Genomic DNA, 22,749 nt, shown 5'->3' with positions numbered 1-22,749 from the left:
CGTGAACGACCGGGCGCCAGGATTCTACCGCGTGACCGGATGTGGCCATAGAGTCATCGGCAAATCACTCTTTTGACTGATGAATGGACACACCCGGCGCTCTAGAGTCGGTCTCATCCTGATGAGATCCAGCCTTGAGAGTGCGTACGCCATGCTGAAAACCCGCGTCATCCCCGCTGCACAGAACGCCTACCAGTACCCGCTGCTGATCAAGAGCCTGCTGCTGTCGGGCAGCCGTTACGAGAAAGGCCGGGAAATCGTCTACCGCGACACCGTGCGCTACAGCTACGCCACGTTCAACGAACGCGTCGCGCGACTGGCCAACGTGCTGACCGAGGCCGGCGTGAAGGCCGGTGACACCGTGGCGGTGATGGACTGGGACAGTCACCGTTACCTGGAGTGCATGTTCGCCATCCCGATGATCGGCGCGGTGCTGCACACCATCAACATCCGCCTCTCGCCGGAGCAGATTCTCTACACCATGAACCACGCCGATGACCGCTTCGTGCTGGTCAACAGCGAGTTCGCCGCGCTCTACCAGGGCATCGCCGGGCAATTGACCACGGTGGAAAAGACCCTGCTGATCACCGATGGCGCCGACAAGACCTGCACACTGCCCGACTGCGTCGGCGAGTACGAAACCCTGCTGGCCGCCGCCAGCCCGCGCTATGCCTTCCCCGACTTCGACGAGAACTCGGTGGCGACCACCTTCTACACCACTGGCACCACCGGCAACCCCAAGGGCGTGTACTTCACCCACCGCCAGCTGGTGCTGCACACCCTGGCCATGGCCGCGACCATCGGCAGCCTGGACAGCATCCGCCTGATGGGCACCGACGACGTGTACATGCCGATTACCCCGATGTTCCACGTCCACGCCTGGGGCGTGCCCTACGTGGCGACCATGCTGGGGGTGAAGCAGGTGTATCCGGGCCGTTACGAGCCGGAGCTGCTGTGCAAGCTGATCCGTGAGGAAAAGGTGACCTTCTCCCACTGCGTGCCGACCATCCTGCAGATGATGCTCAACGCCGCCAGCGCCAAGGACCATGACTTCGGCGGGCTGAAGATCATCATTGGCGGCAGCGCCCTCAACCACGCGCTGTACGACGCCGCCAAGGCCCGTGGCATCCAGCTCACCGCGGCCTACGGGATGTCCGAAACCTGCCCGCTGATTTCCTGCGGTTACCTCAACGAGGAACTCTGCGCCGGCAGCGAGGATGAGCGCACCACCTACCGCATCAAGGCCGGCGTGCCGGTGCCGCTGGTGGAGGCGGCGATCATGGACGAGCACGGCCGGTTCCACCCGGCGGACGGCGAGTCCCAGGGCGAGCTGGTGCTGCGCGCGCCCTGGCTGACCCAGGGCTACTTCCGCGAGCCGGAAAAGGGCGAGGAGCTCTGGGCCGGCGGCTGGATGCACACCGGTGACGTGGCGACCCTGGACGGCATGGGCTTCATCGACATCCGCGACCGCATCAAGGACGTGATCAAGACCGGCGGCGAGTGGCTGTCCTCCCTGGAGCTGGAAGACCTCATCAGCCGTCACCCTTCGGTACGCGAGGTCGCGGTGGTCGGTGTGCCCGATCCGCAGTGGGGCGAGCGCCCGTTCGCCCTGCTGGTGCTGCGCGACGGCCAGGCGCTGGATGCCAAGGCGCTGCGCGAACACCTCAAGCCTTTCGTCGAGCAGGGCCACATCAACAAGTGGGCCATTCCCTCGCAGATCGCCGTTGTTACTGAAGTTCCCAAGACCAGTGTCGGCAAGCTCGACAAGAAGCGTATCCGGGTAGACATCGCCCAATGGCAGGAGGCCGGCAGCGCTTTCCTCTCCACGGTGTGACCGACGACCGGCAAGTCACGGTTTTCGGGCGGTCGTGCCAAGCAAGCGCTTGGCACGGCGCAGCCCAGTGGCCACGCCACCTCGGGGCCTGCGCAGGCGTCTAGTCAGGGCCTTTGTAAGACAAATCACACTTTCGAGCGATCAAGCACCTTAGGACGCTGGATATAGTCGCCGCTACTCATAACAAAAAACACATGGAGTAGCGTCGATGAAAACCATGCAACATATCTGGCGCCTGGCACGGTTGCCGCTGGCAGTCAGTCTGGCTTCTTCGCTGGCGGCTCCCGCCTCCGCTGTCAGCTTCAACATCGGGGAAATCGAAGGCTCGTTCGACTCGACGCTGTCCGTGGGGGCCAGCTGGTCGACGCAGAATCCGAACAGCAACCTCATCGGCGTGAACAACGGTGGCAAGGGCCTGTCCCAGACCTCCGACGATGGTCACCTGAACTACAAGGCCGGCAAGACCTTCTCGAAGATCTTCAAGGGCATCCACGACCTCGAACTCAAGTACGGCGATACCGGCGTCTTCGTGCGCGGCAAGTACTGGTACGACTTCGAGCAGAAGGACGAGAACACCGAGTTCAAGCCGCTCTCCGACCATAACCGCAAGGAAGCCGCCCAGGCCTCCGGCGGCGAAATCCTCGACGCCTTCATCTACCACAACTACAACATCGCCGATCTGCCGGGCACCGTGCGTCTGGGCAAGCAGGTGGTGAACTGGGGCGAGAGCACCTTCATCCAGAACGGCATCAGCGTGATCAACCCGTTCGACGTCACCGCCTTCCGCCGTCCAGGCTCCGAGATCAAGGAAGCCCTGGTGCCGGTGAACATGTTCTACCTGTCGCAGAACCTCACCGAGAACCTTTCCGCCGAAGGCTTCTACCAGCTGGAGTGGGATCAGACGGTGGTCGACAACTGCGGCACCTTCTTCTCCCAGCCGGACGTGGTGGCTGACGGCTGTACCCAGAACCTGGCGGTGCTGACCAACAACGCTGCCTCGATTCGTACCCTGAACGGCCTGCTCGGCCCGAACCTGGCGGTAACCCCCTCGCCGTGGAACGAAGGCCTGGTGGTCCAGCGCGGTCCGGATCGTGATGCCCGTGACAGCGGCCAGTACGGCTTCTCCCTGAAGTACTTCGCCGACAGCCTGAACACCGAGTTCGGCGGCTACTACATGAACTATCACAGCCGCCTGCCGATCTTCAGTGGCCGTGGCGCAGACGCCTCCAAGGTGGCGCAGATCAACCAGCTGATCACCAACATCGCGGCGATCAGCCCGTCCCTGGCGGCCCAGGCCGGCGCGGCGGCGATGGCGGGCAACTCCAGCTACTTCATCGAGTACCCCGAAGATATCCGCCTGTACGGCCTGAGCTTCTCCACCACGCTGCCCACCGGCACCGCCTGGCAGGGCGAGATCAGCTACCGTCCGAACGCCCCGGTGCAGCTGAATACCACCGACATCCTGTATTCCGGCCTGGACCCGGTCTCCATCGGCGGCAACCACGTCTACGACAACGCCTCCGTGCTGACCGGCACCGCCGGCCAGGACCTGCACGGCTACCGCCGCAAGGAAGTCACCCAGCTGCAGACCACCTTCACCCACTTCTTCGACCAGGTCATGGGCGCCGAGCGTCTGACCCTGGTGGGCGAAGTCGGCTGGACCCACGTCGGCGGCCTGGAAAGCCAGAACAAGGCGCGCTACGGCCGTGACCCGGTCTTCGGCCCCGGCCCGCTGAATGGCACCCTCAACGGCCTGGCCACCTGCGAGGCGCTGAACGCTTCCACCCTGGGCACCACCAATGCCAACAACGTCAGCCGCAACTGCGAAAGCGATGGCTTCACCACCGCCGACTCCTGGGGCTACCGCGCTCGCGCCATCTGGGACTACAACGACGTCTTCGCCGGCGTGAACCTCAAGCCCAACGTGGCCTGGTCCCACGACGTGGACGGCTACTCTCCCGGCCCCGGCGGCAACTTCGAGGAAGGCCGCAAGGCGGTCAGCCTGGGTATCGACGCCGACTACCTGAACACCTACACCGCCAGCCTGGCCTACACCAACTACTTCGACGGCAAGTACTCCACCGTCGACGACCGTGACTTCGTCAGCTTGAGCTTCGGGGTGACCTTCTAAGCCGGCCGTTCAACCGGCAAGCGGCCCGCCCTCGCGGCGGGCCATCTGCGCGGTCGGGTGACCTGGCCGCGCGGGGCAGCAGACAAGACCCGTGAACCGTTCTTTCAGGGCATCCCCGCAGGGGCGGCCATCACGGTGGGCAAAGACTCAACGAGGACGATAAACGAATGAGAACAACAAAGATCCTGCTGCACACGGGCGCCCTGGCGCTCAGCCTCATCGCCTCCCAGGTGATGGCGGCCGTCTCTGCCGATGAAGCGGCGAAGCTGGGTTCCACCCTCACCCCCATGGGCGCGGAAAAGGCCGGCAACGCCGACGGCAGCATCCCGGCCTGGACCGGTGGCCTGCCCAAGAACGCCGGTACTGCCGACAGCAAGGGCTTCCTCAGCGATCCGTTCGCCAGCGAGAAGCCGCTGTTCACCATCACCGCGCAGAACATGGACCAGTACAAGGACAAGCTGACCCCCGGCCAGCAGGCCATGTTCAAGCGCTATCCCGACACCTACAAGATGCCGGTGTACACCACGCATCGTACCGCTACCGTGCCGGCCAATGTGCTGGAGGCGACCAAGAAGAACGCCACCAGTACCAAGCTGCTGCAGGGCGGCAACGGCCTGGAGAACTTCCAGGTGGCCAACCCCTTCCCGATTCCGAAGGACGGCCTGGAAGTCATCTGGAACCACATTACCCGCTACCGCGGCGGCCACGTGCGCCGTCTGGTGACCCAGGCGACTCCGCAGGTCAACGGCTCCTACTCGCTGGTGTACTTCCAGGACGAGTTCGTCTTCCGTACCGACCTGAAGGACTACGACGCCAGCAAGCCGAGCAACGTGCTCTTCTACTTCAAGCAGCGTGTCACTGCTCCGGCGCGCCTGGCCGGTAACGTGCTGCTGGTGCACGAGACCCTCGACCAGGTGAAGGAACCGCGTCTGGCCTGGCTCTACAACGCCGGTCAGCGCCGCGTTCGCCGTGCCCCGCAGGTCTCCTACGACGGCCCGGGTACCGCCGCCGATGGCCTGCGCACCTCCGACAACCTGGACATGTACAACGGCGCACCGGACCGCTACGACTGGAAACTGGTGGGCAAGCAGGAGCTGTACATCCCGTACAACAACTACAAGATGGACGATCCGAAGCTGAAGTATTCGGACATCATCAAGCCCGGTCACCTGAACCAGGACCTGGCCCGTTACGAGCTGCACCGCGTGTGGCACGTGACCGCCACCCTGAAGCCGGGCGAGCGCCACATCTATGCCAAGCGTGACTTCTTCATCGACGAGGACACCTGGCAGGCCGTGGAGATCGACCACTACGACGGTCGCGGCACCCTGTGGCGCGTAGCCGAGGCGTTCAACCAGTACTACTACAACTACCAGGTACCGTGGTACACCGCGGAAACCCTGTATGACCTGCTGTCCGGTCGCTACCTGGTGCTGGGTCTGAAGAACGAGGAGAAATCTGCCTACGACTTCAACTACAGCGCTTCGGAAAGCGACTTCACCCCGGCAGCGCTTCGCCAGGAGGGCGTGCGCTGATCCCCCGATCCCCACGGGTGGTACCGCGGTGAAAAAAGACCGGCCTTCGGGCCGGTTTTTTTATGGGGGATCATCTGTCAGATGAATGGATGGCGGAATGTAGGACGTCTTCTGGTCATGTTGTGAGCAAAGGTAACAAAATCGACTTCTATTCCCGACCGCGAGCGGCTAGGCTCGGACGGCAGTGTGACCTTCGTTGACCGCTATAAGAGCTAGAGCAAGAGCCAGGCCGATGACCGACTTCTCGACTCTGCCAAGTCTGACCGATGTTCCCCCCAGCACGGCCGGCAGCCGCTTCTTCCGGCCGCCGCTGCCGCATGGCCACGTCGCCCGTTCTCGGTTGTGCCAGCGCATGGCCGCGGGGCTGCAGGGGCGGCTGATACTGGTATCCGCGCCGGCCGGGTTCGGCAAAAGCTCGCTGGCCATCGAATTCTGTCAGACGCTGGAGAATCACTGGCGCAGCCTGTGGCTGGGGCTCAGTGCCAGGGACAGCGATCCCGGACGTTTCCTCGAACGCCTGCTCGAAGGCCTCCGCCTGCATTTCCCCACTCTCGGCGAAGAAGCCCTGGCCCTGCTGAAGATGCGCCAGCGCCACCAGCCTTTTGCGTTCGAGGCCTGGCTCGACGACCTGCTCGATGAGCTGGTGGACAGCCTGTCTGTCGACCGCCCGTTGCTGCTGGTGCTGGACGACTATCACCTGGCCCAGGGGGCTGTGCTGGATCGCTGCCTGCAGTTCCTCCTCAATCACCAGCCCGCCGGCCTGGTCGTGCTGGTCACCAGCCGTCAGCGGCCGGACTGGCACCTGGCGCGCCTGCGCCTGTCGCGGCAGCTGCTGGAGTTCACCGAACAGGACCTGCGCCTGACCGTCGAGGAAACTGCGCAGCTGGTCTCGGCCAACGGCGCGCAGCTGGACGACAACGCCCTCGACAACCTGGTCGAGCGCAGCGAGGGCTGGATTGCCGGGCTGCGCCTGTGGCTGCTGGCCCATGGCGACGAGCTGGCGGCCAATGTGCCGGATCTTTCGGTGCACGGCGCCGAAGAGCTGATCCGCGACTATCTATTGGAAGAGGTGATCGACAAGCAGTCGCCGGAGGTCCAGATGTTCCTGGCCCAGACCGCGCGCTTCGAGCGCTTCTCCGCCGAGTTGTGCGACGCGTTGCGTGATGCCCATGACAGCGCCTCGATCCTGCGCCACCTGCAGCAACACCAGGTGTTCCTCGTGCCGCTGGACGAGCAGGGTCAATGGTTCCGCTATCACCACCTGTTCTCCGACCTGTTGCTGGCGCGTCCGTTGCCCGGTTCCGGCCCGTCGGCGGCGGCGCTGCACCTGCGCGCCTGCCGCTGGTTCAGCGCCCAGGGGCTGTTCGACGACGCGGTGGAGCAGGCCCTGCGCGCCGGCCACCCGGAAGTCGCGGCGAGCCTGGTGCAGAGCCTGTCCGAAGAACAACTGCTGGCCGAGCAGAACGTCGCCACGCTGCTGCGCTGGAAGATGGATCTGCCCGACAGCCTGCTGGCCAGCACGCCGCGCCTGATCGTGCTGTACAGCTGGGCGCTGGCGCTGGCTTGCCAGCTGGACGCGGCTGAAGAGCTGGCGTCGCAGCTGTCGCGCTTCCTGCCTGCCGCCGATGCCACGGCTCATCGCGATTTGCTTGCTCAATGGCAGGCGCTGGCGGGTGTGATCGCCCGCGGTCGTGGCGAGATCGAGGCGGCTGAGCGGCACTGCGAGGAGGCCATGCAAGGCCTCGGTCCGGAGCGCTTCGGCCCCCGCCTGCTGTGCCTGTCGACCCTGAGTAACCTGGCCATCGTGCGTGACGACCTGTGGCGCGCACGCGGGCTCAATCGGGAAGCCCTGGAACTGGCGCAGCGCTTCGGCAATCCGCTGTTCGAGGCCATGGTGCATTACGACCGTGCCCGCGTGCTGCAGGCGCGCGGCGAGGTGCTGCGTGCCGAGGACGAAGTGCGCCAGGGCCTGGCGCGGCTGTCCGGCCTGTCTTCCCAGCGTCGCTATGCCGTACGTGGCCGGTTGATGCTTTACCAGGGCTACCTGCGCAGCCTCGCGCTGCAGCCGGACGAGGCGCGCAAATGCCTCACGGCCGGTATCGAGGAAGCCCGCGCCTGCCGCGACATCAGCCTGGTGATCGGCTTCTGCGTGCTGGCCAGCCTGGAAGGTCGACTGGGTAATTACACCCGCGCCTTCGCCCACCTCGCCGAGGTCGAGCGGATGATGCACGTGTGGGATGTGCCGCCGGTGTACTACCTGTCGGCCATCACCCTGATCAAGTGCGAGCTCTGGCTTGGCCAGGGCCAGGTCGAACTGGCCACTGCCTGGCTGGAACGCCTGCGCGACACCTACACGGGCGACGAGCCGGCCACCCCTCCGGAATGTTCGCCGCAGTTGCCGCGCAACGTGGAGATGCTGCAATCCCAGCTGGAGCGCCGCGAGGGCCGCATGGCCGACGCCGAGGCGCGGTTGCGCGCTGTGGCCAGCGGTGCCCTGCAAGGCGGTGCGCAGTTGCAGGCGCGCTTCGCCCAGGGCCAACTGGTCGCTCTGCTGCTGCAGGACGGCCGCGAGCGCGAAGCTTCCTTCGAGCTGGGCGAGTGCCTGAATGGTCTGGCGGTCGGCCTGCTGATCCCGTTGCATGAAGTGCTGCTGCAGCATCCGGAGTGGTTGCGCGAGCAACTGGCCGTGCGCGCTTCATCACCGGCCATCGACGCCTTGCGTGAGCGCCTGCCAGCCCCGCCGGAGCGGGGTGCGGTGCTCAACGATTGCCTGAGCGGGCGCGAGCTGGCGGTGCTGGAACTGATCGCCCAGGGCTGCTCGAACCAGGAAATCAGCGAGCGCCTGTTCATCTCGCTGCACACCGTGAAGAGCCACGCCCGCCACATCAATGACAAGCTCGGCGTTGAACGCCGCACCCAGGCGGTGGCACGGGCGAAGGAGTTGGGGTTGTTGCGGTAGAAGGTGTTGGCGCAGGTCTTTGATTTCGGCTTATCGACCGACCGTGCACCCCCTCCCTAACCCTCCCCCGCAAGCGGGAGAGAGGACTGGTCCGTAGCGAGGGCTGGACCCGGCGTATCAAGGATGCTCCGCACCGCTTCCGGCTGACTCCTGCAATCCAGAATGCACCGAACGGCCCCCTCTCCCCTCAGGGGGAGGGCTGGGGAGAGGGTGTCGAACCGCGTACACCGATGCTGCACTGGCCTCAGCGTTCTAATTACCCGTTGACGAGTCTCACATTCCCTTCTTCTTCTCCGCTTCCGGCGGAGCGCTCAAGTCCAGCCCCTTGGGCACAGGCTGCCCCTTGGCCGGGGCGGCCAGCTGCTTCTGCACGTCCGCCTGGATCGTCTGCAGCACCGGCAGCAGGTCGCGCATGTTCTCGCGCACTTCCGGGTAGGCGTGCTTCTGCGCCAGTTCATCCACGCGCATCAGCAGCTGCACGCGGACTTCCGGCGGCAGGTGGATGAAGAGTTCGGGCAACTGCTTGGCCAGTTCGGCGCTGTAGAGCACCAGGTCCTGGCGGTCGAACTGCGCGGTCAGGCCGAGGTAGTCCAGCGCACTGCTGGTCAGCATCGAGGCGGCAGCCTTGGCTTCCTGCATGCCTTGCAGGCGCACCGGGTTGCGCTGCTCGCTCTGCGCCAGGGTCATCCAGAATTCCACCGTCAGGTTGAACAGGATCGCCTGCTCGCGCAGCGAGTAGCTCATCAGGCCCAGTGCCTCGGCGCCGTAGGGCTGCTTGGCGGCGCGGAAGTTGAAGTACAGGCGCATCAGTTCCTTGAGCTTGAACAGCACCTCGCGCGCCTCGTTCTGCCGCAGCTCCAGCGGCGCGTAGATGTTCAGCTGCGGACGGAAATTCTCCTCGCTGACCATGCGCTGGTAGATTGGCCCGGTGAACTCGCCGCTGCGCCGGGGCAGGCCGTTGACCTGGGTTTCGTCGATCTTCTTCAGGGCATCGATCAGCACCTGGTAGTCGGCGCTGGTCCAGTTGCGCTGGATGTCGGGAATCTTCTGGCCCAGGTAGTACAGGTCGGCAGACAGGGCCGGGCGGCACAGGAGCAGCAACAGCACGGCCAGCGGCCACAGCGAACGGCGAATGAGGATCGGCACGAACGGGCTTTCCTTGCGCGAGGGCGGGTCGGGCTAGGTTAACGAGGTGCAAGGCCTGCGTCATCCCGTGACGGGCCTCGACACTACCTAGGTTGGGCGCGGCGGCGAGGGCGCTGTGGTGTGATTCGGGCTTTAGAACAACAAGCACGGGAGTCACTCGTCCATGACCGCCACATTGTCTGTGCAACCGCCGCTGGCCGAGGGCCTGGCCCGCTACGGTTTCGGCCCGCTGCCACTGGCCGCGCTGAAGGCGCGCTACGCTTCGCCCGAATCCGGCTCGAAGTTCATCCACGTCGACGGTTTCGATATCCACTACCGCGACGAAGGCAGCCCGGACAAGCCGGTGCTGGTGATGGTCCACGGTGTGATGGCCTCCTTGCACACCTGGGATGGCTGGGTCGTCGAGCTGGCCGAGCACTTCCGCATCATCCGCCTCGATGTGCCCGGCTTCGGCCTCACCGGTGGCGGCCAGGACCGCGAGTACGACGGCGAGCGCCTGGTGAAGGTGTTCGGGATGTTCCTCGACCGCCTGGACCTCAAGCAGGTGTCCATCGCCGGTAACTCCCTGGGCGGCTACATCGCCTGGAACTATGCGCTGGCCAATGCCCACCGCGTCGAGCGGCTGATCCTGATCGACCCGGCCGGCTACTACATGCAGAAGGTCCCGCTGATGATCGCCAGTGCGGTGCTGCCCGGTGCCGGCCTCATGATGCCGATGTGGATGCCGCGCGCCCTGGTGGCTCAGGGCATCAAGGAAGTCTACGGCGATGCACGCAAGATCAAGCCGGGCGTAATCGACCGTTACTACGACATCAGCCGCCGGCCGGGCAACCGCCGCGCGATGATCGATATCTTCCGCGTGCTGGTGAAGGCCAACCGCGAGGAGCTGCCTACCACCCCCAACCGCGTCGCCGCGCTGAAGGTGCCGACGCTGCTGATGTGGGGCGAGCGCGATCGCTGGATTTCGCCGCGCCACGTGCCGATGTGGCAGCGCGATGTTCCGGGGATCGAAGTGAAGGTCTACCCGGGCGTGGGGCATATCCCGATGGAAGAAATCCCCGAGGAGTCGGCGGCGGATGCGCTTCGCTTCCTGCATGCCTGACTGTTGATCGCTCAATGAAAAGCCCGGCCATGTGCCGGGCTTTTCGTTCTGCCCAAGCGCTTTTCGTAGGATGGTGTGGAGCGAAGCGATACCCATCGGTTCCCGCGCGCCGACAGCATGGGTATCGCTGCGCTCCACCCATCCTACGGGGAAGTCCGCGGTCGGCACTGGAAACGACACCGCCCCGGCAAGGCGGGGCGGTGTGCGAAGCGAAGGGCGGATCAGCCAGCGTGAGCCAGTGGCTGCGGGTCGTACTCCTTGCGCACTTCGTAGAGCACATCGAGGTTGTTGTGCTGCCAGGGGTGGAAGTCGGACTTGAAGAAGTCCATGTATTCACGCAGCAGCGGGCGGAACACGCCGTGCTTGCCCCAGGTCCACTTGATGCCGTCACGCCAGACGCGCCAGTTCCACAGCAGGCCGTCCACCTTGAGCATGTGCACCAGCCCGCGGAAGGTATCCAGCACGAAGAAGAAGGTGGCCATGCGCATCGCCCGGCGCAGCAGCTTGCGGCTACCGCAGACCTGGTTGTAGACGTCGAAGGCCACTGCCTTGTGCTCGGTTTCCTCCAGCGCGTGCCAGCGCCACAGGCGCTGCATCACCGGGTCGGCGCCTTCCATGGTGCGCGGGTCGGTCAGCAGCCCGTTGGCCATGATCGCGGTGATGTGTTCCAGTGCGGCAGTCGCGGCCAATTGGCGCTTGGCCGGGAATTTCTTCTGGGTGAAGCGGATGCGCGCCTGGGCGCGCTTCTCGATGGCGGTGATGTCGTAGCCCTGGTCGCGCAGGCGCTGGCTATAGGTCAGGTGCTCACGGCTGTGGTGGCCCTCCTGGCCGATGAAGCCACGGATCTGCTCCTTGAGCACCGGGTCGGTGATCTGCTCGCGGAACTGCCGCACCGAGTCGATGAAGAAGCGTTCGCCGTCGGGGAAGAGTACCGACATGGCATCGAACAGGTGGGACTTGAAGGCGTCTCCGCCGTGCCAGTGGCGCGGCAGCGGATCGGGCAGATCGAAGTCCATGTGCCGGGGCTTGATCTCCAGTCCTGCGGGGGTGGTGCTGGCCATGGCGGCTCCATTGTTGTGGTTGTCCATGGTCATTACTCTGGGCTTGTAGGGAAAGCGTCACAAGGTTATTGTCTGCCAACTTTCCGGTCATATCCGGCCAGCGGTCACTATAAGAAGAACGATGAAACAACCGCTCAATTTCACCGCCGAACTGGTGCCTGTCGCCTATGCGCAGGCGCTTCTCGATCTCGCCGAAGAGCTGGGCGTGCCGCGTGTGCGCCTGTTCGAGCTGGCCCGTGTGCGCCCCGAGGTGCTGCAGAGCCCCAACGGCCGCCTGTCCTTCATCGACTTCCATCAGCTCTCCAGTACCGCCCTGGTGCACTGCAACGAGCCGGCCTTCGGCCTGCTGCTGGGGCAGCGGCTGAACGTCTCCACCCACGGCATCCTCGGCTATGCGGTGCTCTCCAGCGCCAACCTCGGACGCGCCATTGCTTTCGCCCTGAAGTACTACCGTGTGCTCGGCCTGGCCTACGACCTGGAAATGGTGGAGGACGGCGGCGTGTCCTACCTGCGCGCCAGCGAGTCGATTCCCCTCGGTCCCACCAGCCGCTTCGCCGCCGAAGGCCTGATGACCAGCCTGCATACCATCGCCCGCTTCCTCGTCGGCGAACCCTTGCAGGGGGTCAGTGTGGGCTTCGCCCATGCTGAGCCCGCCTACGTCGAGCGCTACGCCGAGGTGTTCGGCTGTGAAGTGCTGTTTGACCAGCCTTTCCACTTCATCGGCCTGCCCAGCGAGTACCTGGCGCGGCCCATGGCGCTGGCCAACCCGGCCACGGTGCAGATGTGCGAGCAGCAGTGCGAGGCGTTGCTGGCCACGCTGGACGTGCAGGAAGGCCTGCTGACCCGCATCCGCCGCCTGCTGCTGGCGCGCCCCGGCGAATTCCCCGACCTGGAAAGCGTGGCCGCCGACCTGCACACCAGCGGCCGCAGCCTGCGTCGACATCTTTCGAACCTGGGCACCACCTACCAGGAAGTGCTCGACGACGTACGCAAGCGCCTGGCGCTGCAATACCTCACCACGACCCACCTGCCGCTCTACGAGATCGCGCTGCTGCTGGGCTTCAACGACCCGTCGAACTTCCGCCGGGCCTTCCGCAAGTGGACCGGCAAGCTGCCCACGGACTACCGCCAGGACGACTGAACACTCGATCCATCGACTCGCCAGGGCAGGGCGGAATCGGCGAAAATGTGCGCCGTGTTCTTCCGCAACCGAGCGAGTCTTCGATGAGCGACCAGCCTGCCCTGATCCGCGAAACCTTCCCTGTCGGCCCCTTGCAGTGCAACTGCACCATCATCGGCGACCCGCTGACGAAGAAGGCCATCGTCGTCGATCCGGGCGGCGACCACGAACTGATCCTGCAGCGCCTCGATGCGCTGGGGCTGAAAGTGGTCAGCATCATCCACACCCACGCCCACCTGGATCACTTCCTCGCCTCCGGGCAGATGAAGGAGAAGACCGGCGCGACCCTGCACCTGCACAAGGACGACCAGTTCCTCTGGGACAACCTGGAAATGCAGTGCCGCATGTTCGGCGTGCCCTATACGCCGGTGCCCGCGCCGGACCAGTGGCTGGCCGACGACGAGGAGCTGGCCTGCGGCTGTGGTGTGGCGCTGCACACGCCGGGGCATACCCCCGGCTCCATGAGCTTCTGGTTTCCCCAAGACAAGTTGCTGATCGCCGGCGATACCCTGTTCCGCCGCAGTATTGGCCGTACCGACCTGTGGGGCGGCGACTACGCCACCATCGAACGCTCGATCCGCGACCGCCTGTATTCGCTGGACGAAGAGGCGACCGTGGTCACCGGGCATGGGCCGGATACCTGCCTGGGCGACGAGATGCGGGAAAACCCCTTCATCCGTGCTTAAGGTTGCTACGGAATTATTTGCACGACCTAAGCTCTAACCTGCCGCCCACTAATGGGTGTTTCGCTATTCGAGGAGTCATCCGACATGTTCACCGCACGTAGTCTGTCCATGGTCGCGGCTGCCACCGCCTTTGCCCTCATGGCCGGTTGCGCCTCCCAGAATCCCTATGACCCCAACACCCAGGCCCCGCCGGCCGAAGGCGGCATGAGCAAGACCGCCAAGTACGGTGCGCTCGGTGCGCTGGCCGGCGCCGTCGCCGGTGCCGCGATCAACCACGACAACCGTGGCAAGGGCGCGATGATTGGCGCCGCCGCCATCGGTGCTGCCGCCGCCGGCTACGGCTACTACGCCGACAAGCAGGAAGCCAAGCTGCGTCAGCAGATGCAGGGCACCGGCGTGCAGGTCGAGCGCCAGGGTGACGACATCAAGCTGATCATGCCGGGCAACATCACCTTCGCCACCGACTCGGCGAACATCGCGCCGTCCTTCTACACCCCGCTGAACAACCTGGCCAACTCCTTCAAGGAGTTCAACCAGAACAGCATCGAGATCGTCGGCTACACCGACAGCACCGGCAGCCGCCAGCACAACATGGACCTGTCCCAGCGTCGCGCGCAGTCCGTTGCAACCTACCTGACCTCCCAGGGTGTCGACGGTACTCGCGTCAGCACCCGTGGCATGGGCCCGGACCAGCCGGTTGCCTCCAACGCCGACGCCAACGGCCGCGCACAGAACCGCCGCGTGGAAGTGAACCTGAAGGCCCTGCCCAACGCGCAGACTCAGCAGTACCAGCAGTAATCAGCGCCCATGAAAAAGCCCGCCGATTGGCGGGCTTTTTCGTTTCCGCAGACATTGGGGGGGGCAGCGGATTTAACCTGTAAAGGTGACTGTCTCTTCCTGAAAGTCCTTGCCTGGAATTTCCCTCTCCCTAACCCTCTCCCTTCAGGGAGAGGGTGGGGGCGAGGGTTGAGGCCCGCGCAGGATTTTCCAGGTAGGCATCAGGCTCTGGCGGCAGGGAACTCGCGGTGCAGCTGGCTCAGCAACTGGTCCTTGCGCTCCCACAGCTGGTTCACCCACAACTGGAACTCGGCGCGGTAGCCCTCGTCCTGGTCATAACTCTTGCCAATGAACTGGCGGGGGATTTCCATCTCCTCGAAGCGCACCACCACCGAACGCAGGCGGCCGGACAGCAGGCACCAGAAGGTCGGGCGACCATCGGGATAGTGAATGGTGACGTTGACCAGGGTGCGCAGCTGCTCGCCCATGGCGTCGAGAACGAAGGCGATGCCGCCGGCCTTGGGCTTGAGCAGGTGCTGGAACGGCGAGTTCTGCTCGTCATGCTTGGCCTGGGTGAAGCGGGTGCCTTCGAGGAAGTTGAAGATCGCCACCGGGATGCGGCTGAACTTGGCGCACGCCTTGCGGGTGGTTTCCAGGTCCTTGCCTTTCTTTTCCGGGTGCTTGGCCAGGTAGGCCTTGGTGTAGCGCTTCATGAAGGGGAAATCGAGCGCCCACCAGCACAGGCCGATCACCGGGACCCAGATCAGCTCCTGCTTGAGGAAGAAGCGCAGCAGGGGAATGCGGCGGTTGAGCTGGTACTGCAGGACGAGGATGTCCACCCAGCTCTGGTGGTTGCTGGTGACCAGGTAGGAATGGTCGTAGTGCAGCCCTTGCAGGCCCTGTACGTTCCAGCCGGTGCTGCGGACGAGGTTCATCCAGCCCTTGTTGCAGGTGATCCAGCTTTCGGCGATCACGCTCATGATTTTGCTCAGCGCCAGTTGGGCGGCGTTGAAGGGCAGCAGCAGCTTGATGATCGACATGCCCAGCAGCGGAATGCACCAGCACAGCGTGCTCGTCACCAGGATCAGGGTGGCGAGGATGCCGCGCAGGGTGTGCGGGAGGAAACTCAACATCGAGGAATGGTCCTTGTACGTAGGCGCCCGGTCGGCCGGGCGCGTGATGCGTTCTTGGGCACATCCCTCGTGCCTTGGGTTATCAGCCGTCCTTGCCGTTGTGCGCCTGGATCGCCGTCAGCGCGATGGTGTAGACGATGTCGTCCACCAGCGCGCCACGCGACAGGTCGTTCACCGGTTTGCGCAGGCCCTGCAGCATCGGCCCGATGCTGACGCAGTCGGCGCTGCGCTGGACCGCCTTGTAGGTGGTGTTCCCGGTGTTCAGGTCGGGGAACACGTACACGTTGGCGCGTCCGGCCACCGGGCTATCGGGCGCCTTCTGGCGGCCCACGCTGGCGATGGCGGCGGCATCATACTGCAAGGGGCCGTCAATCAACAGATCGGGGCGTTTTTCCCGCGCGATGCGTGTAGCTTCGCGGACTTTCTCGACATCTGCGCCGGTTCCGGACTCGCCGGTGGAGTAGCTGATCATCGCCACTCGCGGAGTGATGCCGAAGGACTGCGCCGAGGCGGCACTCTGCAGCGCGATTTCCGCCAGGTCACTGGCCGAAGGATCGGGATTCACCGCGCAATCGCCGTAGACCACCACCTGGTCGGGCAGCAGCATGAAGAACACCGAGGACACCAGGTTGTAGCCGGGCGCCGTCTTGATCAGCTGCAGGGCCGGCCGGATGGTGTTGGCGGTGGTATGGATGGCGCCGGAGACCAGCCCGTCCACTTCGTCCAGGGCGAGCATCATGGTGCCCAGCACTACGTTGTCCTCCAGCTGCTGCTCGGCCATCGGCGCGTTCAGGCTCTTGCCCTTGCGCAGCTCCACCATGGGTTCGACGTAGCGGCTGCGAACCAGGTCCGGGTCGACCACTTCCAGGTCCTCGGGCAGTACGATGCCCAGCATCTGCGCCACCGCCTGCACGTCGTCGGGCTTGGCCAGCAGCACGCAGCGGGCGATGCCGCGGGCATGGCAGATGGCGGCGGCCTGCACGGTGCGCGGCTCGCTGCCCTCGGGCAGGACGATGCGCTTGCCGGCACGGTTGGCGCGCTGGGTCAGCTGGTAGCGGAACACTGGCGGCGACAGGCGCAGCTCGTGGGGGGAGCCGCAGCGGTCCTTGAGCCATCCGAAGTCGATGTGCTCGGCGACGAACTCGGTGACGCGCTCGGCGCGTTCGCGGTCATCCACCGGGATTTCCTTGTTCATCCGCGACAGGTCGCCGGCGGTGTCGAAGGAACCGGTCTTCACCGTCAGCACCGGCAGGCCGCTCTGTAGCGCGCTGCGGCACAGCTCCATGATCCGAGCGTCCGGCGCCAGGCCCGAACACAGCAGCAGGCCGGCCAGCGGCACGCCGTTCATGGCGGCCAGGCACGCGGCGAGGATGATGTCGTCACGGTCGCCCGGTACCACCACCAGCACGCCGGGCTTGAGCAGGTGCACGGTGTTCGGCGCCGAGGGCGCGCAGAGGATGATCTTCTGCACTCGACGTTGCTCGTAGTCGCCGGCATTGAGCACGCTGGCGTCCAGCAGGTCAGCCACGTCGCGGGTGCGCGGGGCGTTCATCTCGTCCTGCCAGGGAATGCAGCCGAGCAGGCGCACATCGCCATCGCGCAGCAGCGGGGAATGTTCCTTCAGGCGTTCGCCGAACAGCCGTGCGGCTTCTTCGGCGTCACGCGGCATGTCGTCGCTTTCGCCGCCGCGCACCTTGTTCACGATCAGGCCGGCCAGATGCGGGTCGCGTGGGCCGCCGAACAGCTGGGCGAGGATCTCGATGCGGTCGGACAGTTCACTCACCGTCTCGTTGTCGGGCGCGGAGACGAGGATCACCTCGGCGTCCACGCTGCGCGCCAGGTGCGCGTTGATGCGCGCGGCATAGCTGGCGTGCTTGGTCGGCACCATGCCTTCGACGATCATCACGTCCTTGTCCACGGCGGCGCTGTTGTACATGCCGACGATGTCCTCGAGCAGCTCGTCGAGCAGGCCGTCGCCGAGCATGCGCTCGACCTTGGCCAGCGACAGCGGGGTGGGTGCGTTGAGGCCATGGGTGCGTGCAACCAGTTCGCTGGAGCGTTCCGGACCGTCGTCCCCGGCGTGGGGTTGGGCGATGGGCTTGAAGAAGCCGACTTTCAGGCCGGCGCGTTGCAGGGCGCGGATCAGGCCCAGGCTGGTGGACGTCAGGCCGACACCGAAACCGGTCGGTGCGAGGAAGAAGGTGTGCATCCGGGCTCCTTAAGCCGTGCAGGGGTGGTTTGTGCCCTTGTGGGGCGCAACCGATGAATCTTCAGTCGAGGACAGCCAGGGTGTCGAGTGCGATCTGTTTCTCTTCGTTGGTCGGGATCACCAGCACGCGGGGATGTCCGGCGAGGTGGATCGGCCCGCCGACGCCGCGCACGCAGCGGGCGTTGGCTTCGCCGTCGAGTTCGAGATTGAGCACGTGCAGGTGCTTGACCGTCAGGTTGCGCACCAGCGCGGAGTTCTCGCCGATGCCGCCGGTGAAGATGATGCCGTCCAGCCGTGGCAGCGCACAGGTCAGCGAGGCCAGCGACTTGGCCAATCGGTAACAGAATACTTCGATGGCCAGCGCGGCATTGGCGTGGCCCTGCTCGCGGGCGTGCTCCAGGGTACGCATGTCGTTGGACAGTCCCGACAGGCCGAGCAGGCCGCTGTCGTGGTTGAGCATATGGTCGATCTTCTCCAGGCTCCAGCCCAGGGTGCGCGCCAGGTGGCTGTGCAGGTTCGGGTCGACGTCGCCCGAGCGGGTACCCATCATCAGGCCTTCCAGCGGGGTCAGGCCCATGCTGGTGTCGCGGCTCTGGCCGTTGGCAATAGCGCAGGTGGAGCTGCCGTTGCCCAGGTGCGCGGACAGCCAGTAGCTGTCGCCCACGGCCAGCCCACTCATTTCTGCCGCCTTGTGGCTGACGTAGCGATGGCTGGTGCCATGGAAGCCGTAGCGGCGCACGTGTTGCTCGCGGTACAGCGGTTCCGGGATGGCGTAGCGGTAGGCGCGCTCGGGCAGGCTCTGGTGGAAGGCGGTGTCGAACACGGCGATGTGCGGCAGGTCCGGGTAGAGCGCCATGGCGGCGTCGATGCCGACCAGGTTCGCCGGGTTGTGCAGCGGCGCCAGCGGGGAGGTCTCGCGGATGGCGCTGAGCACTTCATCGGTCAGGCGCGAGGCCTGGGTGAAGCGCTCGCCGCCGTGTACCACGCGGTGGCCGATGGCGTGCAGTTCTCCCTGTGCGGCCTGGGCCACCAGCGGCAACAGGCGGGCGAGGGCGGCCTTGTGGTCGGCGCCCGGCAGCTCCAGGGTCTGCGGTTGCTCGTCGGTCTCGCCCTGCCAGCGCAGGCTGGCGCCGTTGGCGCCAAGACGTTCGGCCAGGCCGTGGAGAATGAAGTCGTCGCGCCCCTCTCGAACCAGAGCGAACTTGATCGACGAACTGCCGCAGTTGATCACCAGGATATTGCGAGCCGGCATGCCTACTCCTTGTTGCTGACGGATTCCTTGGCGCACCAGCCGCAGGGGAACCAGCGGCCGATCTGCGCCATGCGCTGCTGCGGGTCCAGCACCCAGGGCCGCGACTGCCAGGGCGGCTGGTGGCGCAGGTGCTGGGTGTGGCCGCAGGACAAGACTGCCACCCAGTGGCCGTCTTCGTCCTGATGAAAGTCAAGCAGGCGCGGCGGGGCCGCGTTGTCCCGTCCGTCCGTCTTCGGGTCGCATTCGGGGGCGTCGCCGCGTAAACTTACGCGCTCAACTTCTATATCAGATAGGTTTCGAACCATGCAGATCGCGGCCAACAAGGCGGTTTCCATCGACTATACCCTGACCAACGACGCGGGTGAGGTCATCGACAGCTCCGCCGGCGGCGCTCCGCTGGTCTACCTGCACGGTGCCCACAACATCATCGGTGGCCTGGAAAAGGCCCTGGAAGGCAAGCAGGTCGGTGACGAGCTGGACGTGACCGTCGAGCCGGCCGATGCCTACGGCGAATACAGCGCCGAGCTGGTTGCCACCCTGACCCGTGAAATGTTCGAAGGCGTGGACGAGCTGGAAGTCGGCATGCAGTTCCACGCTTCCGCTCCGGACGGCGGCATGCAGATCGTCACCATCCGCGACATCGAAGGCGATGACGTGATCGTCGACGGCAACCACCCGCTGGCCGGTCAGCGCCTGAACTTCAAGGTGAAAGTGGTCGACATCCGCGACGCTTCCGCCGAAGAAGTCGCCCATGGCCACGTCCATGGCGAAGGTGGTCACCACCACTGATTGCTGTCATCCGGTCGGCTATCGACCGGGTGAAGCCATCATTGAGCTGCTACGCTCAATCGTGAAAGGCGCCTTCGGGCGCCTTTCTCATGCAGCCTGATCTACTGCAACAAGGCCAGGGCATTTTTCCCGCATCGACTGGGATTGCGCAGCACGACGGACAGATTGTCCGCTCCCTGCGCGGGCACTTCGTGCCTACTTCTTCAAGGAGCAAGCAATGAGCGCTTTTCACGATCTGACGCTGCACGGTCTCGACGGCCAGGATCTGCCGCTGGCGCCGCTCAAGGGCAAGGTCGTGCTGGTGGTCAACGTCGCCTCGAAATGCGGCCTGACCCCGCAGTACGCCGCTCTGGAAAACCTCTACCAGCAATACAAGGACCAAGGGTTCGTGGTCCTGGGCCTGCCGTGCAACCAGTTTGCCGGGCAGGAGCCGGGCAGCGAATCCGAGATCCAGTCGTTCTGCTCGCTGAACTACGGGGTGAGCTTCCCCATGTCGGGCAAGCTCGAGGTCAACGGCTCCGAGCGCCACCCGCTGTACCGCCTGCTGGCGGGCGAGGGCGCCGAGTTCCCCGGCGACATCACCTGGAACTTCGAGAAGTTCCTCCTCGGCCCGGATGGCCGCGTGCTGGCCCGCTTCAGCCCGCGCACCACGCCGGATGATCCGGCGCTGATCCAGGCCATCGAGAAGGCGCTGGGCGCCTGATCCTCCCCGGCGGGAGAGGGCGCATGCGCCAATCCCGCCGGCATTTCTCCCCTCCGTCTTGTTCCACGCCAGGTGTGGCGGCTTAATCGGGCGACCTGCTTCCGGAGCCCGCCATGAGCCGTTTCGCTGCCGAGTCCTCCTGCCTGCCCGCCACGCCCGACGCCTTGCGCGCGCTCATCGAACAGCGCCGCGCAGTACGCCGTTTCCTCGAAGAACCGGTGCCGGATGCCGTGCTGCGAGACTGCCTGGAACAGGCCGTGCTGGCGCCCAATGCCTGCAACCTGCAGCCGTGGAGCTTCCAGGTGATCCGCGATGCCGAGTTGCGACGTCGACTGGTACCGGTGTGCCTGGGCCAGAATGCGGCGCGCACGGCGCCGGTGCTGATCGCCGTGCTGGCGCGGCCGGATACCTGGCGCGAGTCCTGTGCGGCTGTCCTCGATCAGTGGCCCGAGCCGCAAGTGCCGGAGAAGGTCCGGCACTTCTATGAGCGCACCGCGCCATTCCAGTACAACCAGGGAACCTTTGGCCTGCGCGGCCTGTTCAAGCGGGCCCTTTACGGCGTGGTCGGTCTGCGCCGCGCGTTGATGCGCCAGCCCAACAGCCACGCCGAGATGCGCCTGTGGGCGGTGAAGTCCACCGCGTTGGCGGCGCAGAACCTGATGCTGGCCCTGCAGAGCCACGGCTACGCGACTTGCCCCCTGGAGGGCTTCGACGAGGTGCGGCTGCGCCAGGTGCTGCAGATTCCCCGGCGCGCGGTACCGATCATGCTGCTGGCGGCTGGGCGGGCTGCCGACAACGGCGTCTACAACCCGCGCCTGCGCTTCCCGCTGGAGGAGCGCGTCAGCTGGCACTGACCTCATCGGGCCGTGTCAGCACCCCCATGCGCCCACCACCAAAGGACCAGTCGTCCGCCTCGCTGGTGGTGATCTGCACCATCACGTCCTCGCTGGCGATTCCCAGTCGCTCGCCCAGCAAAACGTTCAGCCGGCGGTAGAACGCCTGCTTGGTCTGCGAGTCTCGCGGACGGCCGATGGTGATGGCGATCAGTACGAAGTCATCGCTGCGCGGCCCGCCCAGGTAGTGGCGGTTGAAGACGAACTCCCCTGCCTCGTGCTGGTGGATCATCACGAACTGATCGCCCTCCGGCACGTTGAAGGCCTCGTGCATGGCGTCGTAGACGGTGTCGGCCAGTTCGCGAAGGTAGTCGGGTTGCTTGCCCTTGTGCAGGGAGATGCGGACGGTAGGCATGGTGCCGTTCCTCGAAGAGTGATTGACGAGTTCAGGCTAGCTCGGCAGATTGATTCGGAAAATCGGTAAATATTTGATCGATAGTTCGATTAATCAGGATTGTTGTCATGGCCCGCATCAACTTCGACCTGGACGTGCTGCGCACCTTCGTCACCGGTATCGAACTGGGCAGCTTCGCCCGCGCCGCAGATCGCCTGGGGCGTTCCACCTCCGCCGTCAGCGCGCAGTTGAAGAAGCTCGAAGAGCAAGCCGGCACCCCCGTACTGCGCCGCGAAGGGCGCGGCATGGCGCTGACCGAGGCGGGTGAGACGCTGCTCGGCTACGCCCGTCGCCTGCTGGAGTTGAATGACGAAGCTGCCGGCGCCTTGCGCGGTGGTTCGCTGGAAGGCCGAGTGCGCCTCGGCCTGCAGGAAGACTTCGGCGAAACCCTGCTGCCCGCCGTGCTGGCGCGTTTCGCCCGGGCTCATCCCAAGGTGCGGATCGAGGTGCGTACGGCGCGCAATCAGCAGCTCATCGAAGGTGTCCGCAACGGTGAACTGGACCTGGCGCTGGCCTGGGAAACCGGCGAGCGCACGCCGCACATGGAGCGCATCGGCGCGGTGGCGCAATGCTGGATCGGTGCGCTGGACGCAGTCCCGTCCCTCGGCGCGGAACCGTTGCCGCTGGTGATGCTGGAGGCGCCGTGCCTGCTGCGCAGCGCGGCGACGGCAGCGCTGGATCGGGCCGGTATAGCCTGGCGCGTGGCATTCACCAGCGCCGGGTTGTCCGGCATCTGGGCGGCGGTCGGCGCAGGGCTGGGCGTCGGCTTGCGCACGCCGATCGGCCTGCCAGCCAGCGTTGAACGGCTGGACGCCGAGCGCGCCGGACTGCCGATGATGGCGCCACTGGGCCTTTGTCTGCACCGCAGCGAAGCCGAGCCGGAGGCGGTGGTGGAGCGCCTGCGCGAGCTGCTGCAGGAGGGCGTCGCGGAGCTGCTGGAAAGCCCGGCGATTCGCTGATCCGCT

At 65.4% G+C, this 22,749-nt stretch carries 19 protein-coding genes; 12 read left to right on the top strand and 7 right to left on the bottom strand.

The window, feature by feature from the left end; all coding sequences use genetic code 11:
• The first annotated feature begins 151 nt into the window (after nucleotides 1-151).
• From ACKI1H_RS30205 to ACKI1H_RS30190, 4 genes are all read left to right on the top strand, one after another.
• Nucleotides 152-1,834: a fatty acid--CoA ligase gene (locus tag ACKI1H_RS30205; RefSeq protein ID WP_138522145.1), complete on the top strand. Its 1,683-nt coding sequence runs from the start codon at nucleotides 152-154 to the stop codon at nucleotides 1,832-1,834.
• A gap of 208 nt (nucleotides 1,835-2,042) precedes the next feature.
• A complete protein-coding gene (locus ACKI1H_RS30200) occupies nucleotides 2,043-3,965 on the top strand; it encodes a DUF1302 domain-containing protein (RefSeq protein ID WP_138522143.1) in 1,923 nt (640 codons plus the stop codon).
• A 167-nt stretch (nucleotides 3,966-4,132) separates the two neighbouring features.
• Nucleotides 4,133-5,500, top strand: coding sequence for a DUF1329 domain-containing protein (locus ACKI1H_RS30195; protein ID WP_138522141.1), 1,368 nt, complete (start codon nucleotides 4,133-4,135; stop codon nucleotides 5,498-5,500).
• A 232-nt stretch (nucleotides 5,501-5,732) separates the two neighbouring features.
• Nucleotides 5,733-8,459: a LuxR C-terminal-related transcriptional regulator gene (locus tag ACKI1H_RS30190; protein WP_440467232.1), complete on the top strand. Its 2,727-nt coding sequence runs from the start codon at nucleotides 5,733-5,735 to the stop codon at nucleotides 8,457-8,459.
• Between the two features lie 273 nt (nucleotides 8,460-8,732).
• Here the strand turns inward: ACKI1H_RS30190 and ACKI1H_RS30185 are convergent, their stop codons facing one another.
• Nucleotides 8,733-9,605, bottom strand: a complete 873-nt coding sequence (locus tag ACKI1H_RS30185) for a hypothetical protein (RefSeq protein ID WP_440467231.1) — start codon at nucleotides 9,603-9,605, stop codon at nucleotides 8,733-8,735.
• Nucleotides 9,606-9,768: 163 nt separating this feature from the next.
• Between ACKI1H_RS30185 and ACKI1H_RS30180 the strand changes: the two genes are divergently transcribed.
• Nucleotides 9,769-10,707 (top strand): alpha/beta fold hydrolase, encoded by a 939-nt coding sequence (locus ACKI1H_RS30180; protein ID WP_440467230.1) that lies wholly within the window; start codon nucleotides 9,769-9,771, stop codon nucleotides 10,705-10,707.
• A 221-nt stretch (nucleotides 10,708-10,928) separates the two neighbouring features.
• On the opposite strand, the gene ACKI1H_RS30175 is transcribed toward ACKI1H_RS30180, so the two are convergent.
• A complete protein-coding gene (locus ACKI1H_RS30175; RefSeq protein ID WP_440468931.1) occupies nucleotides 10,929-11,768 on the bottom strand; it encodes a metal-dependent hydrolase in 840 nt (279 codons plus the stop codon).
• A gap of 121 nt (nucleotides 11,769-11,889) precedes the next feature.
• On the opposite strand from ACKI1H_RS30175, the gene ACKI1H_RS30170 reads away from it, so the two are divergent.
• From ACKI1H_RS30170 to ACKI1H_RS30160, 3 genes are all read left to right on the top strand, one after another.
• Entirely contained in the window at nucleotides 11,890-12,909 is a 1,020-nt protein-coding gene (locus ACKI1H_RS30170; RefSeq protein ID WP_138522133.1) for an AraC family transcriptional regulator, read from the top strand.
• An 83-nt stretch (nucleotides 12,910-12,992) separates the two neighbouring features.
• Complete coding sequence (locus ACKI1H_RS30165) at nucleotides 12,993-13,634, top strand: MBL fold metallo-hydrolase (RefSeq protein ID WP_138522131.1); 642 nt, start codon at nucleotides 12,993-12,995, stop codon at nucleotides 13,632-13,634.
• 84 nt (nucleotides 13,635-13,718) lie between these two features.
• On the top strand, nucleotides 13,719-14,432 hold the full coding sequence (locus tag ACKI1H_RS30160) for an OmpA family protein (RefSeq protein ID WP_138216059.1): 714 nt from the start codon (nucleotides 13,719-13,721) through the stop codon (nucleotides 14,430-14,432).
• 200 nt (nucleotides 14,433-14,632) lie between these two features.
• Here ACKI1H_RS30160 and ACKI1H_RS30155 read toward each other — a convergent pair whose 3' ends face one another.
• From ACKI1H_RS30155 to ACKI1H_RS30140, 4 genes are all read right to left on the bottom strand, one after another.
• Nucleotides 14,633-15,544: an acyltransferase gene (locus ACKI1H_RS30155; protein ID WP_138522129.1), complete on the bottom strand. Its 912-nt coding sequence runs from the start codon at nucleotides 15,542-15,544 to the stop codon at nucleotides 14,633-14,635.
• A gap of 82 nt (nucleotides 15,545-15,626) precedes the next feature.
• Entirely contained in the window at nucleotides 15,627-17,753 is a 2,127-nt protein-coding gene (pta, locus tag ACKI1H_RS30150) for a phosphate acetyltransferase (protein ID WP_440467229.1), read from the bottom strand.
• 61 nt (nucleotides 17,754-17,814) lie between these two features.
• Nucleotides 17,815-19,005 carry an acetate kinase gene (locus tag ACKI1H_RS30145; RefSeq protein WP_440467228.1) on the bottom strand — a complete coding sequence of 397 codons (1,191 nt, stop codon included), beginning with the start codon at nucleotides 19,003-19,005 and terminating at the stop codon, nucleotides 17,815-17,817.
• 2 nt (nucleotides 19,006-19,007) lie between these two features.
• Nucleotides 19,008-19,340 carry a DUF3565 domain-containing protein gene (locus tag ACKI1H_RS30140; protein WP_440467227.1) on the bottom strand — a complete coding sequence of 111 codons (333 nt, stop codon included), beginning with the start codon at nucleotides 19,338-19,340 and terminating at the stop codon, nucleotides 19,008-19,010.
• Here ACKI1H_RS30140 and ACKI1H_RS30135 point away from each other — a divergent pair.
• The 3 genes from ACKI1H_RS30135 (at nucleotide 19,309) to ACKI1H_RS30125 (ending at nucleotide 21,351) form a co-directional block, all read left to right on the top strand.
• Nucleotides 19,309-19,794: an FKBP-type peptidyl-prolyl cis-trans isomerase gene (locus ACKI1H_RS30135; protein ID WP_017519102.1), complete on the top strand. Its 486-nt coding sequence runs from the start codon at nucleotides 19,309-19,311 to the stop codon at nucleotides 19,792-19,794. The two genes, ACKI1H_RS30140 and ACKI1H_RS30135, sit on opposite strands and share 32 nt — an antisense overlap.
• Nucleotides 19,795-20,011: 217 nt before the next feature.
• A complete protein-coding gene (locus tag ACKI1H_RS30130; protein ID WP_138522109.1) occupies nucleotides 20,012-20,497 on the top strand; it encodes a glutathione peroxidase in 486 nt (161 codons plus the stop codon).
• Nucleotides 20,498-20,610: 113 nt separating this feature from the next.
• Nucleotides 20,611-21,351, top strand: a complete 741-nt coding sequence (locus ACKI1H_RS30125; RefSeq protein ID WP_440467226.1) for a nitroreductase family protein — start codon at nucleotides 20,611-20,613, stop codon at nucleotides 21,349-21,351.
• Here ACKI1H_RS30125 and ACKI1H_RS30120 read toward each other — a convergent pair.
• A complete protein-coding gene (locus ACKI1H_RS30120; protein ID WP_440467225.1) occupies nucleotides 21,338-21,745 on the bottom strand; it encodes a tautomerase family protein in 408 nt (135 codons plus the stop codon). The two genes, ACKI1H_RS30125 and ACKI1H_RS30120, sit on opposite strands and share 14 nt — an antisense overlap.
• A 107-nt stretch (nucleotides 21,746-21,852) precedes the next feature.
• Here ACKI1H_RS30120 and ACKI1H_RS30115 point away from each other — a divergent pair, with 107 nt between their 5' ends.
• Nucleotides 21,853-22,743, top strand: coding sequence for a LysR substrate-binding domain-containing protein (locus ACKI1H_RS30115; RefSeq protein ID WP_440467224.1), 891 nt, complete (start codon nucleotides 21,853-21,855; stop codon nucleotides 22,741-22,743).
• Nucleotides 22,744-22,749 lie beyond the last annotated feature (6 nt).

It is taken from the genome of Pseudomonas sp. YH-1 (genome assembly GCF_051990045.1).
Classification (GTDB): Bacteria; Pseudomonadota; Gammaproteobacteria; order Pseudomonadales; family Pseudomonadaceae; genus Pseudomonas; species Pseudomonas nicosulfuronedens.
The sequence above is the reverse complement of the archived record's forward strand: the minus strand, read 5'-3'. Positions and strand labels throughout refer to the sequence as shown.